Raw genomic sequence first — 13,555 nt, forward strand, 5'->3', positions numbered from 1 at the left:
TCGCCACACGCTACGAGAAACGGGCCTACACCTACCTCGGCACAGTCACCCTCGCAGCACTCATCGTCTGGCTCCGCACATGATCCGAGAAACAGCGCCTAGGGCAGTTCCCTCAGCGGCGGAAGGAGTGGCTGATGCAGACGCCGTTCAGGGAGACGAAGCGGCCGTGACCCCCGAGTGGTGGTCAGGGCCAGTGCCGTGTCCTTGCCACCCCAAGTCACTTGTCTTGGTCACTTCGGCGGGCTACTTCAGCAGCATAGGAAGCCTTAGATGATCGCTTGGCCCAGCTTGTAGCGGTTGAGGTACTGATGCCGAGAAGGCGGTTGACCACTGCGGCTGGGACTTCGGCGGTCCAGTCACGGATTGCGGCTGAGCGGCTGGGCAAGGACCGGATCCCTAGCCGCTTGAGTCAGGCAGCGAGAGTGACGTGGCTGAGGTGTCGGCCCGGACGAATCCCAGTGAAGAGCCAAGGAGCGTCGATCTGACCGATCTGGCCGTTGCGGCGGCGGTCAGTCGCGATCTGCTGGACCAGGTTCCCCATGTCAGGCGATAACTCAAGGGGGTCCTTTCCGAGGCGCAGAAGACGCGTTCCCCGCGGACGACACGTCAGGTCGTGTTCAGCTTCCTGCAGGGTGACAGCTCGCAGACCCGGGCGCTCACCGGCAGCGCGATCCAGGGCATGTACCAGCCGCCGACCTCCGCGCTCAACACGCTCGGCAAGCACGGCAAGGTGTACTACGGCAAGTCCCTGCTCTCGTTCTACCTCATTTCGGCGAAGCCCGGCCCGCTGCAGGACGTGCGGATCCGCAAGGCCCTGTTCCTGGCGCCGAACCGGACCGCGGTCGCCGCTACCGCCTTCGGCGGCGCCGCGATCGCCTCCCGCAGCATGGTGCCCGGCGACGCGTACGGGCCAGTGACGGCGACGAAGAGCGGCGGTACCGGAGGCAGTGCCGACGAACTCGCCCAGGCCAAGAAACTCGTGAAGGAGGCCGGCTTCCCGAAGGGGAAGATCGTCTGCGCCGGAGCCCCCGCCGTCAGCGACACCCTGACCCAGACTCTGCAGGCCATCGGCGTAGCGCCTGACCATCGGATACGACACGTTCGCGTCGTGCTCCTCAACGAGCCGGTGGAAGATCCGCGTGACCGTGTGCCGCTGCTTGCTCGGCGCATCCAGGTCAGCCCGTAGGATCTCGTCGATCACCGCCTTGTACGGATCCAGTGCCGACCGGCCGCGGCGGCAACGGCTTGCGCGGCTCGGTCCGCTAGGCCCTGGACTCAGCCTGGCCGGAAGACCTGCCCTCGATGCCCAAGCACGTCGAAGACACCCGCGCGAAACTCAAACGCCTGGTCAGCCTTTCCTCGACGAGACCGAACCCGGGCTGTTCGCACAGCCCGGCCCTCAGGCCCCGACAGCCCCGCCGACCAGCAACCCTGATCCAGACCAGCGGGCAAAACGGTAGAAGACTCGCTTATTGCCCGCTGAGCTCGCGCGTTGGCGTCAGGAACGAAGGGTGCGCAGTCCGGTGCGGATTTCGCCGACCAGGATCTCGGGCTGTTCCAGGGCCGCGAAGTGCCCGCCCTTGTCGGCCTCGCCGTAGTGGATCAGATTGCTGTAGGTGTCTTCGATCCAGCTGCGTGGCACGCGTGGGATGTCCCTCGGGAAGACGGTCACCGCGACCGGAAGCGTCACCTTCGGGCCGGCGAAAGTGAGCGATCTGTTCTCCCAGTAGATGCGGGCGGACGACGCTGCGCTGTTGGTGAACCAGTAGAGGGATATCGCATCGAGCATGTCGTCGACGCTGACAGCGTCCTCGGCGAGCCCGTGGTTGTCGGTCTTGGACTGGAACTTCTCGTAGATCCAGGCCACCTGGCCGACGGGAGAGTCCGCCAGGGCGAAGCCGACAGTCTCCGGCTTCGTGCCCTGAAGGTGGTTCGACCCACCGAGATCACCGGCGTAGAGGGCGAGGGTCTCCACGGCGTCGCGCTGTTCGGGCGACAAGGTGTCGGGTATCTGTGCCGGAAAGGCGTACTGGGTGTTCAGGTGAATTCCAAGAAGCCCCTCAGGTTGCATGGCCCCGAGGGCGGTGGTGACGACGGCACCCCAATCGCCGCCCTGCGCGGCCCATCTCGTGTAGCCGAGTCGCTTCATCAGCTCCACCCATGCGCTGGCGATGCGCGAGACGGTCCACCCGGTCTCCGTGGGCTTCTGGGAGAAGCCGAACCCGGGGAGCGAGGGGACGACGACGTCGAATGAGTCGGCGGCGTCTCCTCCGAACGCAACCGGATCGGTCAGCGGGCCGATCAGCTTCAGGAACTCGACGATCGAGCCCGGCCATCCGTGCGTGAGTATCAGCGGCATCGCGTGGGGATTCTTGGACCTGACGTGGATGAAGTGGATGTCCAGTCCGTCGATCTCGGTCAGGAATTGGGGGAAGCGATTGAGCTCGGACTCGAAGCGCCGCCAGTCGTAGCCGCGCTCCCAGTAGTCGACCAGAGATCTGGCGTTCTCTACCCGGACCCCTTGCGACCAGTCGCCCACCGTTTCCGGATCCGGCCATCGAGTTCTGGCCAGTCGCTGCTTGATGTCGTCGATCTCCGATTCCGGGATCGAGACGGTGAACGGGCGGACGAGGGCCGAGGCAGGCGGCGTCGGTGCGGTCATTGCCTTCTTCTCCTGGGCTTCGAAGCGCAGCACAACTATCCACTGCACACGGGTGTACAGTCCATCTCACTGTACACCCGTGTGCAATACTGGTGCCGTGTCCACCGAGTCCTCCCGTGTGCGCTCGATGCGCGAGACACGTGATCGCATCCTCGACGTCGCCCTCGATGTGCTGGGAGAGAACCCCGACGCCGGAATGGGAGACATCGCCTCCGCTGCCGGAGTCGTCCGTCGCACGGTCTATGACCACTTCCCCTCACGCCTCGACCTGGTTCGCACACTCACGGAACGGGCCGTCACCGAGATGACAGCCGTGCTCACCGAAGTCAACGCCTCCGGCGCGGAAGCGGACGCGACGTGGGTCGAATTCATCGCCCGCGTCTGGCCGGTGACGCACCGGTACCGAGTGCTGTTGGCGCTGCGCCGTGGCGAGTACGGCGAGGCGATCCACGGCCTGCTCGGGCCGGTCGATGAGCTCCTCGCCGACCTCGTGAAACGCGGCCAGGAAGGCGACGTGTTCGCACAGCACCTGCCGGCGGGCATCCTGAGCCAAGTTGCCTACGGCGTCGTGTTCGCCATCGCGGACAGCGACCTGTCGAACGGGACCCTCGGCGCCCGAGCAGCGACGATCACGAGCCTGCTGATGCTGGGAGTTCCCGAGACGCGCGCAATTGCTCTCGTGGGCGACCAGCCCTGACCCGCAGCACCCGAGCGGAGCCGCGGTTCGTCCTGCTCCGGACACGACATCGTCACCGCACCTCGCTTGGTAGCCGGTAAGAGCAGTGTGATCGCGACGATGTCGACGAGTCTCTAGATGATCTGCTCCAAGGGGTTCAGTGGTTCGTGCGTCGAGCGCAAATACCGCTCACCCACGGTCAGGTGCTGTCCGGTGCTGCGGATGCCAGCCGTGCCGCTGGCGGTAGTGGTGCGTGCTGAGGGCAGGCTTCGAACGCCTGGATCACCAACCCTGCGAAGCGTCGGGAGGCCTTGACCTGGCTGGCGGTCGATGTGGCGTGGATCCCCTTGTTAGCCATGAGTATGAGAATCAGGTCGTCCAGGACGAAGTCGGACCGCAGGTGCCCCGCTTCCTTGGCTCGCTGAGCCAGTTCGGCGACTGCTTTCACCGTGTACTCACGGCCTGCGGCGACATCCTTCACCTCCGGGTAGGTCGACAGGAAGGCTTCGGTGAAGCCCCGATCGCGTGCGTGCAGCTCACAGATCCTCTCGATCACCAGGCACAGGCCACGCCACGGATCAGGATCGGCGCACCCCTCGTCGACAATGGCGCGACATGCATTCAGCTGGTCCGCGAAGGCCTCGGCGACCAGCATCTGCTTGGTCGGGAAGCGACGGTACAAGGTGGCAGGTCCCACCCCGGCACGCCGCGCGACCTCCCGCATCGGCACGTCCAGGCCATCGGTGGAGAACAGCGCTCGGGCCGCGTCGAGGATGCGTTCGCGGTTGTCCAGCGCGTCGGAACGCAACGTATGAGGCAAACGGTCGGTCACCACTCTCACTTTACCTAAACGGACGGGGGCGTCCGTTACCGTCCGAGACGCAGAAGCTCTCGTGCTTGAGCTGTCCGAGAACCTGGAGACCACCTTGAAGGCAATCTCGATCCAGACGTTCGGAAGTCCTGACGGTCTGGCTGTTGTCCGCCTGCCGGTACCCGCACCTGCTGCCGGGCAGGTACTGATAGCCACCGAGGCGGTGGGCGTCGGTGGTGTCGACACCGTGATCAGAACCGGGGCTCTGGCCGCCTACGGCTTCAAGGAGGGCCACATCCCGGGCAGCGAGGTGGCGGGCACCGTGACCGCGGTCGGCGACGGCGTCGACGCGTCGTGGATCGGCGGGCGGGTGTGGGCCTTCACCGGCACCGGCGGAGGCTACCTCGAACAGGCCCTCGCGCCGGTCGAGGAGATCGTTCCCCTGCCCGTGAACCTGTCCGCAGTCGATGCGGTGACACTCGACAGCTCCGGCGTGGTGGCCCACTTCGGGCTCCGCCACGCCCACTTCGCTCCCGGGGAGACAGTCCTGGTGCGTGGTGCGGCCGGCAGCATCGGGATCATGACAGTGCAACTCGCCGCTCGCGGCGCCGCCGCCGCAGTGGCGGTCACCACCTCCTCGGCCGAGCGCGGCGAGCAACTGCGACGCCTCGGCGCGACCCACGTGCTGGACCGCTCCGGCGACGGAGGGGAACCATCTCCCGCAGGCTATGACGTCATCATCGACGTGGTGGCCGGCAAGGACATGCCGTCGTTCTTCGACCGGCTCAACCCGAACGGCCGCATGGTGGCCGTGGGCGCTGTCGCAGGCCAGCCACCGGCGGACTTCGGCACGAAGATCATGGCGGCGTTCCAGAAGTCGATGTCCTTCGCCGCTTTCAGCGCAGCCACCGTCACCGCAGCCGAACGGCGTGCCGTGCGGAGCGAGCAGTTCGCCGCAGCGAGCCGGGGCGAGATCGAAACAGTGGTGCACGAGGTGCTGCCACTGGACGCAGCCGTACTGGCGCACCAGAAAATGGACGCGGGCGAGGTCTTCGGCAGGATCGTGCTGACACCGTAGTCGAAGCTATCCACGCCGGGATTGCCACGACCCCTGCTCAGTCGACGCGAGGGAGTCCAATGTCGGTGCGCGAAGACAGAGTTGGACTCCCTCGCGACCGCGCTCTACGCGAAGACCGATGATCTGCTGAAGGGTTCGCCGCAGTTCGGGCCATGGCGGCCGGCCGTGGGCATTGCGCCGCAGCTCAGCGACGCCGAGCTGGTGACCCTGGCGATGATGCAGGCCATGCTCGGCTTCACCTCCGAGGCCAGGTGGCTCCGGCACGCCCGCTCCCACCTGCGACATCTTTTCCCGTACCTGCCCAAGCAGCCCCGGCTACAACAAGCGGCTGCGAAAGGCCGCCGGTCTGCTGCGGCGCGTCCCCCGACTGCTGGCCGCCGACACCTCCGTGTGAAGCGACGACGGGTGGATCGTGGACTCCACGCCGGTGGAATGCGGCCGCTCCTGCGAGACCGTCAAACGTTCCGACCTGGCCGGATGGGCCGAGTACGGCTACTGCGCCAGCCACAGCCGCTTTTTCTGGGGCCTGCGACTGCACCTGGTGTGCACCCTCCAGGGCCTGCCCGTCGCCTTCTCCCTGACCGGGGCCAAGGCCGACGAGCGCGAGACCCTGCTGGACCTTCTCGCCACCGAAGGTTCCGATCCCACCCGACGTCCGGGTAGCGATGAGAGACACGAGCAGCGCTGCTGGGGGGGCGCCCGAACGCAAGCGGGTGCCCCGAGGTGAAGCGAAGGCGGTGACGCGTTCCAGGAGCAGTACCAGGGCCACGTTCACGCCGGTGCGGTGCTGGCACCCAGAGGCCGGCGGAGCAGGTGCAGACAGACCACCGAGGCGACGACGGTGCGCCGTTGGGAGGCGTCCAGGCAAGGGTCCATTTCGACGACGTACTGCTGCAATCCGATCCACGAGTCGATGGTGCTCACCGTGACCCGGCCGAGAATCTCCGGCGCCGGGCTCTCATCCGGATCGGTCTGCGTGAGATGCCATTGGACGAACGGGGAACCCGGCCGCGTGAGGAGGAGTCGGCGTCCCTGCTCCGTCTGGAGGCTCAGCTGCCGGGTCTTGATGAACCCACGGGCACCGGCGGTGCCGACCTCACGGCCGGCGTCGTCGGTGAAGCGGAACTTCGCCGATCCTAACTTCTCGATCCGGACCAGGAGTTCGCCCGACGGCTTCGTGAGGTCGCAGTGCGTGTCGTCGGTGTACGTGACCCAGGCCAGCGGGGTCCCCTCCACGGTGGACACGGCCAGGACGGGGCCCGTGTACCTGCGCCACCATGAACGCTTCGGCTGCCCCACCACGACGGCTTCCAGCTCGAACGGGCCCGGTTCCGTCACCGGCCCTTCCTCCCCCGCCACGGCTACCCCCTCGAACGAGTACGTCCAGTGTGACGGAGAACCTGCCCGACAGACATCCCCCGGGTATACATCCACCCCACATGATGAGCCGGGGAATGCTGTTCTGCCGGGAGTTCTTACAGGCGTGGGCGGGCCGGGAGCCCCGGCGCGCCCACCGCCGCATTACTAGGCCATTACTAGGCCGCCAGCGCTTCGCGGAGCGTTGAGGGCTTGAGTCCGAAGGTGTCGGGGATATCGCTGTCGTCCACGACCAACCAATGGACGCTCGGACATTTGACTTCCGCTCCCCGGGCTAGAGCCCGGGGATTCCTACCACGGTCGGCTGACCGTCTCGGTGGGTTCCTGCTTCACCGCGCTGTGCGGGGATGAGTCCCGGTCTTACTCGCGCTCCACAGGCTGCCACCGCCAGTCCGGCGGCCTTGGCGACGTTGACCGCCGCGTTGATGTCCCGGTCGAGGACAGCCCCGCAAGCCCCGCATTCCCACACGCGGATGTGCAGGGGCTTGGGAGCGTCCTTGACGCCGCACTGCGACCAGACCTGGGAGGTCGGCTCGAACCGTCCGACGCGGTGGAAGCCGCGGCCGAACTTCGCGGCCTTGTATTCCAGCATCGTCACGAACGCGGACCATCCGGCGTCGTGGACGGACTTGGCCAGGCGTGTACGGGCGAGCCCCTTCACCGCCAGGTCTTCCACGGCGACCGCTTGGTTATCGCGGATCAGCCGGGTGGAGGGCTGGTGGTGGAACTCGCGCCGCGATACCTGCACGTTCACCCCGTGGCGGCGGTGGTTCTGGGAGAAGTCGGCCCGGCTGTCGCCGACTCGGTCGCACTCGGCGAGCCCGCCGTCGAGCAGGACGTACTCGGGATCGGTCTCCCGCAGGACCCGCAGCAGTCCGGGCGCCCGGCGGGACAGGTGATCGACGACAGCGGTGACGTAGGCGTGGGCGGTGCCGACGGATATGCCGAAGCCCGCGGCGATCTGCGCGAGGGTGTCGTGCCGGCGCAGGTAGACCAGGCCGACGAGTGCCCGCTCGTGGGGCGGGAGTTTGCAGCGGCGGTCACTCTCACGGGTGAAGATGAGCATGGTACCCACTCGACCAAGGCGTGTGGCAGGTCCAGTGCGGCAGGATGGGGAACCAACAGGGCTCCTGTGCTGCTGAGTTGAGCCTTCGAACACCTCCCTCAATAGCACGGGAGCCCTGTCCGTTGCGCCCCGGCCTCACGCCAGCTCCGTCCCCCGATCGGTGGCCGCTCTGAAAAGGCGCCATCAACCGTTTGCTCAGACGGGAAGTTCGGTGATGCTGAGGGCGAAGTCCAAGTTCCCCACCCCGTGGTTGGCGAGGCCTACTGTGACCACGCCCGCTCCTTCCAGCCAGTGCGCCATTTTCAGGCCACCGACGTCCAGCGGGCGCAGTCCGAGGCTCTCGATGAACGCCTCCACACTTGCCTTGGCCTGCGCATTGTCGCCGGCGATGAAGACGTCGGGCCGGCCCTTCTCCAGGACATGGCGGAAGACGGTGTTGAACGCCTTCACCACACTGGCGCTGGCCGGGGCCGCTTTGGCGGCTTCCTGCGCGATCGAGGTCTCCTCGTGGTGGGCCAGACCGTCGAACGTGGAGTTGAAGGGATTGCTGATGTCGACGATGACCTTGCCCGCGAGTGCGTCTCCGTACTGGGCGACGGCCGACACGACACCGTCGTACAACAGGGCCACGATGACGATGTCCCCGGCCGGGGCGGTGCCCCATTCTCCGGTCGTGGCGCCGTCGCCGAGTGCCTTGGCCAGGTCGGCGGCCTTGGACTGATCGCGGCCCATGACCTCGACAGTGTTGCCGCCCGCTATTGCCCGCATGCCGATGGTGCGGGCCATGTTTCCGGTGCCGATGATGCTGATGTTGCTCATGGGATGTCCTGCCCTGGTTGTGTGTCGGCCGGTTCAGATGGCGGTGGTGCCGCCGTCGGCGACGAGTTCCATGCCGTTGACGTAGCTGGAGTCGTCGGAGGCGAGGAAGAGGGCGGCGGTGGCGATTTCGTCGGGGCGGCCCATCTGGCCGCGGGGGATGAGGGACTCGAACTGGCGCTTGGTGGCCTCGTCGAAGAGTTCTTCCTGCTTGGCGGTGGCGACCTGGCCGGGGGTCAGGACGTTGACGCGGATACGGCGGTCCTTGAGCTCGTTGAGCCAGATGCGGGCCCAGGCCTGCTGGACGGCCTTGCTGCCGGCGTAGACGCTCCAGCCGGGGAAGGCGCCGAGGGAGGCGTTGGAGCCGGTCATGAGGATGGAGCCACCGTCGTTGAAGAGCGGGAGGGCCTTCTGGACGGTGAACAGGGTGCCGCGGGCGTTGAGCCCGAACCAGGTGTCGAACTGGGCCTCGGTGATCTCGCCGAGCGGGGCGGGCTCGCCGCCACCGGCGCTGGCCCACAGCACGTCGAGGCTGCCCTTCTCCCGCTTGACGGTGTCGTACAGGCGGTCCAGGTCGTCCAGGTCGGCGGCGTCGCCCTGGACGCCGGTGACGTTGCGGCCGATCTGCTTCACGGCCTCGTCCAGGGCGTCCTGGCGGCGGCCGGTGATGAAGACGTGCGCTCCCTCGTCGACGAACAGCTTCGCGCCGGCCAGTGCCATGCCGGTGGTGGCGCCGGTGATGACCGCGACCTTGCCGTCGAGCTTTCCCATGCTTGCTCCCTTGGGTCGTTGGTGCCGTGCGCACCTGGAACGACGGTGTTATGTACACCGTCCTGTGTGCTTACGGTACGGGGCGGGTGGCCGGGGCGCAAACTATGTACACCGGTCGTTACCCAGCTTGGGTACCATGGGCCCATGACGGAGTTGGAGAAGGGCCCCACGGGCCGCCGCCGCGGCCGGGGCGCCCGCGAGCGCATCCTCAGCGCGTCCCAGCAACTGTTCCGCGAGCAGGGCATCAACCGCACCGGCATGGACCAGCTCTGCGCGGCGGCCGAGGTGTCCAAGCGCACGGCCTACCAGCACTTCTCCGGCAAGGACGAACTCGTCGCCGAGTACCTGCGGCGGTTCGACCCCTCCGTGCTGTCCGGCGTGTTCGACCGCACCGATCTCACGCCCCGCGAACGGCTCCTCGCCGCCTTCGACGTCCCCCCTACCACCCCGCTGTGCCCCTACATCGCCGCCGCCGTCGAACTCCACGACCCCCAGCACCCCGCATCCCAGTACGCACGCGACTACAAGAAAGCCGTCGCCGCGCGGCTCGCCGACACCGCCCGCGAAGCCGGCGCCGCCAACCCCGAACAGCTCGGCGAGCAGCTCGCGCTGCTCATCGACGGCGCCGCGGCCCGCACCCGGGTCCTCGACGCCGACGCCTTCCCCACCGCCGCCGCCATCGCCGCCGCCCTCATCGACAACGCCGTCCCCGCCACATCCGGCGATGACCGGCGACGGGAGGAAGTGCCAAGCTGACTCGGCACTCCACGGCCGGGCTGGACGCGCTGCCGGTCGCGCGGCCGCACCCGCTGGTTATGCGACACCAGCCGCCCGCCACCCGGCCCAGACCTGCCGACTTTTTCGGGACCGGCCGCCCGCCTGCTGAAGGCCGCGGCAGAAGTCGCCGGGGAGACCGGCGACCGCGAGGACCCGCCGACGTGGTCGGCCTGGCAACTGCCGGCCCCGCACGCTGCCGTATTGCTGAACAGCCTCCACGCTCTGCCGGACAGCTCAACGGCACGGGAGCCCTGTCCGTTGCGGACCTCGCCCTCACCCCGCCACCGTCACCCGATCAGTGGCCACGCTGAAAATGCTCAGTACATCGAGCAGCAGAACCGGCCCGTCTGAGCTGAGGTAGACAGTGCGGACCCATGCGCACAGCGCGGGTCACAGCACTTCTCAGAATCGCTTCACCACCGGGCTGAAGCCCGGTGCACTGCCATTAGACCCGGTAGCTCATCTCGGCGAACTCCCGCCACGGTGGATCGGTAAAGGACGGCAGCGCCGTTTCCCGTTCGGTGAGCGACTCCAACCGCGGTTCGGGCGCTCCGTGGAGTTCGGCGAGGTGGGTCGCGGCCTGGCGCAGGGTCGTGGTGATGACCGGGGCGTGCCAAGCCCGCCCCAGGCCCGCTCGTCGCCGCTGACCGCCACCAACGCCGCTGCGACGTCCTCCGTGTACGAATCCGCGTACGAAAACGAATGCGCCGCATCAGGGTTGCCATGGACGAGGCCAGTTCACCCTCGCGGACCCGGGCGCGGCCAGAACCGTAAGGGCGACGACGCGGGTCGCCTGCTCACGGTGGCGCAGTAGCTGCCCGAGGCGAACCGCCAGCTCCAGCAGGGCGGCGCGCACGTCAGCGCCGTCCAAAGTCGGTCGCAGGAGAAGCGGACGGTTGCTGGCGGGCGGAGTGCGAGAGCCGACGGGGCGCGGGTCGATGCCGCGGGCCCGGTCGGCCACGGTGCGCACCCGCCCAGCAGGCGCTGGACGGTGCTCGGCCGGGTGGCGGCAAGCAGGCCGACGTAGTGGATGCCGTGCTCCCACAGCATCGCCGCCTGTTACCGAGCCGATGCCGTGCAGGGCGTCGACCGGCAGCTGCCTGAGCCGGCCGGCCGTCTGGTGGGGGTTGACCGCAAGGACGCCGCCGGGCTGGGGGATCCGGGCGGAGGCGGTAGCCGCCACCGTGACCGAGGGAGCGATGCCGACCCGTACGTCGACCCCCAGACGCGAGAGCGTCCGCACGCGCAGGACCTCCCCCAGCCGGCGGGCATCCGCCTGGTGGTGACGCGGGCCACCTTCAGCTCCACCAGAGCCGCGGCGGGCGGCAGCACGTGCACCACCGGGACAGCCCCGCCCGCAGCTCCAGAACCTGCCGGTAAGCCTCCTCCGGCACACGGTCCGGTCAGCGCATATGCGTCACCGTCGACACCCCACGCACCCTCTGCCGGCCGTCATGGCCACTCACTTCTCACGCTCACATTATCGAACAGAGAATCGAACAGGCGGGAGAGTGCAGTTGGATCATGATCATAGGATCAAAGATGTCGATCAGCGCCTGGGAAGCGTTTCGCCCGTGCCAGCCGAAGCAGACCGACAGACGGGCCGGACAACGGGTCTGCAACCGCCGGGCTCTACCGTCGCCAGTCAGCTGTTCGACCAAGGCCTGCAAAGACAAGCTGGTGAACCGCGGCAGCACTACGACCTTGGCCATGACTACTGCACGTACACGCTCTTCGATCAGTGTCCGCACCGCATGACCTGCGCGCGCTGCGACTTCTACGCGCCGAAGGACTCCAGCGAAGGCCAGCTTCTCGAGGCGAAGGCGACCTCCGGCCCATGCCGGCCGCGATCCCACTGACCGACGAAGAACAGGCAGCCGTCAACGATGGCCACGCGCCGCACCAAGCCGCCTTCTGGAACGCCTCACGGACGTCCCCACACGATCCGGCCCCACCCTGCGTCAGCTGTTGCCGATCGTCGAGATCAAGCAGGACGCCGACGATGGCCGGTGACACGATCGCGCCTGACAGCGAACATGTTGAAACGTATCCCCGGTGGCGGGTCATCGAGCCGTGAGGACGTGGGCCCGCGGCTCATCGATGTTGCGGGTGACCAGAGGCGATCAGCGTTCGAGGCGCTGTCATGACGATGCAGAGGCTTACGGGCCGAGGGCAGGCGATGTGCCCAGGTGCCGAGGGCGCCGACGAACGGTAGAACGTAAGGGTGAGGGACGAGAACAGCCCAGATGAGGATGCACGGCCGCGGCGAGGGGCGAGGTCGGGGATCGACTACAAGGCGCTGTTCGCGGTCACCCCCAGCCCCTGCATGGTGCTGGGCCCGGATCTGGTGCTCGCCGACGTCAATGAGGCGGCCTGCCAGGTGACCGGACGTACTCGGGGGGATCTGCTCGGGCAGTACCTCTTCGACGCCTTCCCCGACAATCCGGCGGACCCGGATGCTGACGGAGTGCGGAATCTGCACGCCTCCCTGCACCGGGTCCTGCGCTCGAAGGAGCGGGACACGATGGCGCCGATGAAGTACGACATTCCCGTGGCCGACCGGCCCGGCGTGTTCGAGGAACGATGGTGGTCCGCGATCAACACCCCGGTGCTCGGGCCCGATGGGCGGGTTGAGTGGATCCTTCACCGGGGGGAGGACGTGACCTCGTTCATCCTCTCCCACCCCCGCCCGCGAGATGGCGGAGCGCTCAGCGACGTGGAGGCGATGGAGGTCGAACTGTACGCGCGGGCGCGCGAGCTCAAGCGGCTCAACGAGGAATTGAGCCAAGCCCACGCCCGGGAACGCCAGGTCGCCGTCACCTTGCAGGAGGCCATGCTCCACTCGCCCCACCTTGCCCGGCACCAGGACACCGCGGTGCGCTACTTGCCCGCCGCCGGGTCATTGAACGTGTGCGGCGACTGGTACGAGGTGGTCGACCTGCACGAGGACAGATTCGCCGTCGCGGTCGGCGATGTCGTCGGCCACGGTCTGGAGGCCGCCGCCGTCATGGGCATGCTCCGCAGCGCATTGTCCGCCGTCATCCGGGCCGTCGACGGGCCCGCGAAGGCTCTGGACGTCCTGGGCCTGTATGCACGCTACGTGGAGGGTGCCCTGGCCACCACCGTCGTCCAAGCCGTCGTCGACACCCGCGCCCGCCGGATCCTGTACAGCAGTGCCGGCCACCTGCCCCCCGTTCTGCTCCACCAAGACGGCACCTGCGACTTTCTCGACCAGGCCACCGACCCTCCCCTGGGGGCCCGCCTCAAACACGTCCCCCGCCTTCAGGCCGACGTGCCTTACACCCCTGGCGACACCTTCGTCCTCTACACCGACGGCCTCATCGAACGCCGCGGCGAGGACATCGACGCCAGCCTCCAACGCCTCACCGACGCGCTTGCCCGCCATGCCCGCCACAGCCCCGAACGTCTCGCCGACGCCTTGCTCGCGCAGCTCGGCGTCAGCAGCGGCGCCCCCGACGACATCGCCCTGATCATCATCCGCCTTTGACTTCTCCCCCTCC

The 13,555-nt window shown here is 67.7% G+C and carries 12 protein-coding genes and 3 pseudogenes; 6 read left to right on the forward strand and 9 right to left on the reverse strand.

Translation table 11 applies throughout. The annotated features are described in order from the left end of the window. Positions 1-613: 613 nt before the first annotated feature. A pseudogene (locus ABZZ74_RS39445) lies at positions 614-1,000 on the forward strand (ABC transporter substrate-binding protein); the annotation flags it as partial. A gap of 498 nt (positions 1,001-1,498) precedes the next feature. Here the strand turns inward: ABZZ74_RS39445 and ABZZ74_RS39450 are convergent. Further along, the gene (locus tag ABZZ74_RS39450) at positions 1,499-2,662 is read right to left on the reverse strand and encodes an epoxide hydrolase family protein (protein WP_356773489.1); all 1,164 of its coding nucleotides are present in this window, start codon (positions 2,660-2,662) and stop codon (positions 1,499-1,501) included. Positions 2,663-2,759: 97 nt separating this feature from the next. Here ABZZ74_RS39450 and ABZZ74_RS39455 point away from each other — a divergent pair, with 97 nt between their 5' ends. Beyond that, positions 2,760-3,359 carry a TetR/AcrR family transcriptional regulator gene (locus ABZZ74_RS39455; protein WP_356773491.1) on the forward strand — a complete coding sequence of 200 codons (600 nt, stop codon included), beginning with the start codon at positions 2,760-2,762 and terminating at the stop codon, positions 3,357-3,359. A gap of 178 nt (positions 3,360-3,537) precedes the next feature. On the opposite strand, the gene ABZZ74_RS39460 is transcribed toward ABZZ74_RS39455, so the two are convergent. After that, positions 3,538-4,170, reverse strand: coding sequence for a helix-turn-helix domain-containing protein (locus ABZZ74_RS39460; protein WP_356773493.1), 633 nt, complete (start codon positions 4,168-4,170; stop codon positions 3,538-3,540). A 94-nt stretch (positions 4,171-4,264) separates the two neighbouring features. Here ABZZ74_RS39460 and ABZZ74_RS39465 point away from each other — a divergent pair, with 94 nt between their 5' ends. After that, positions 4,265-5,227, forward strand: coding sequence for a zinc-binding dehydrogenase (locus ABZZ74_RS39465; RefSeq protein ID WP_356773577.1), 963 nt, complete (start codon positions 4,265-4,267; stop codon positions 5,225-5,227). Between the two features lie 81 nt (positions 5,228-5,308). Beyond that, positions 5,309-5,852, forward strand: a pseudogene (locus ABZZ74_RS39470) (transposase); the annotation flags it as partial. Positions 5,853-5,998: 146 nt separating this feature from the next. Here the strand turns inward: ABZZ74_RS39470 and ABZZ74_RS39475 are convergent. From ABZZ74_RS39475 to ABZZ74_RS39495, 5 genes and pseudogenes are all read right to left on the reverse strand, one after another. Continuing rightward, entirely contained in the window at positions 5,999-6,565 is a 567-nt protein-coding gene (locus ABZZ74_RS39475) for a hypothetical protein (RefSeq protein ID WP_356773495.1), read from the reverse strand. Between the two features lie 313 nt (positions 6,566-6,878). Next, complete coding sequence (locus ABZZ74_RS39480) at positions 6,879-7,358, reverse strand: RNA-guided endonuclease TnpB family protein (RefSeq protein WP_356773579.1); 480 nt, start codon at positions 7,356-7,358, stop codon at positions 6,879-6,881. Further along, positions 7,344-7,726: pseudogene (locus ABZZ74_RS39485) on the reverse strand (transposase family protein); the annotation flags it as partial. The pseudogene ABZZ74_RS39485 and the gene ABZZ74_RS39480, both read right to left, overlap by 15 nt. A gap of 139 nt (positions 7,727-7,865) precedes the next feature. Further along, entirely contained in the window at positions 7,866-8,489 is a 624-nt protein-coding gene (locus ABZZ74_RS39490; protein WP_356773497.1) for an NAD(P)-binding domain-containing protein, read from the reverse strand. Positions 8,490-8,522: 33 nt separating this feature from the next. Next, positions 8,523-9,257, reverse strand: coding sequence for an SDR family oxidoreductase (locus ABZZ74_RS39495; protein WP_356773499.1), 735 nt, complete (start codon positions 9,255-9,257; stop codon positions 8,523-8,525). A gap of 144 nt (positions 9,258-9,401) precedes the next feature. On the opposite strand from ABZZ74_RS39495, the gene ABZZ74_RS39500 reads away from it, so the two are divergent. Further along, positions 9,402-10,013, forward strand: a complete 612-nt coding sequence (locus ABZZ74_RS39500; protein WP_356773501.1) for a helix-turn-helix domain-containing protein — start codon at positions 9,402-9,404, stop codon at positions 10,011-10,013. Between the two features lie 733 nt (positions 10,014-10,746). On the opposite strand, the gene ABZZ74_RS39505 is transcribed toward ABZZ74_RS39500, so the two are convergent. Together ABZZ74_RS39505 and ABZZ74_RS39510 are read right to left on the reverse strand one after the other, a co-directional pair. After that, entirely contained in the window at positions 10,747-11,277 is a 531-nt protein-coding gene (locus tag ABZZ74_RS39505; RefSeq protein WP_356773503.1) for a hypothetical protein, read from the reverse strand. A gap of 232 nt (positions 11,278-11,509) precedes the next feature. Beyond that, positions 11,510-11,785: a hypothetical protein gene (locus tag ABZZ74_RS39510; protein WP_356773505.1), complete on the reverse strand. Its 276-nt coding sequence runs from the start codon at positions 11,783-11,785 to the stop codon at positions 11,510-11,512. Between the two features lie 473 nt (positions 11,786-12,258). Between ABZZ74_RS39510 and ABZZ74_RS39515 the strand changes: the two genes are divergently transcribed. Then, the gene (locus ABZZ74_RS39515; protein ID WP_356773507.1) at positions 12,259-13,542 is read left to right on the forward strand and encodes a SpoIIE family protein phosphatase; all 1,284 of its coding nucleotides are present in this window, start codon (positions 12,259-12,261) and stop codon (positions 13,540-13,542) included. Positions 13,543-13,555: the final 13 nt, after the last annotated feature.

The organism is Streptomyces sp. NPDC006476, assembly GCF_040612015.1.
Lineage (GTDB): Bacteria > Actinomycetota > Actinomycetes > Streptomycetales > Streptomycetaceae > Streptomyces > Streptomyces griseorubiginosus_B.

Coding starts and splice junctions, on each gene's coding strand:
- ABZZ74_RS39450 (WP_356773489.1), bottom strand. CDS start 2,662: ATGACCGCACCGACGCCGCCTGCCTCGGCCCTCGTCCGCCCGTTCACC.
- ABZZ74_RS39490 (WP_356773497.1), bottom strand. CDS start 8,489: ATGAGCAACATCAGCATCATCGGCACCGGAAACATGGCCCGCACCATC.
- ABZZ74_RS39495 (WP_356773499.1), bottom strand. CDS start 9,257: ATGGGAAAGCTCGACGGCAAGGTCGCGGTCATCACCGGCGCCACCACC.
- ABZZ74_RS39500 (WP_356773501.1), top strand. CDS start 9,402: ATGACGGAGTTGGAGAAGGGCCCCACGGGCCGCCGCCGCGGCCGGGGC.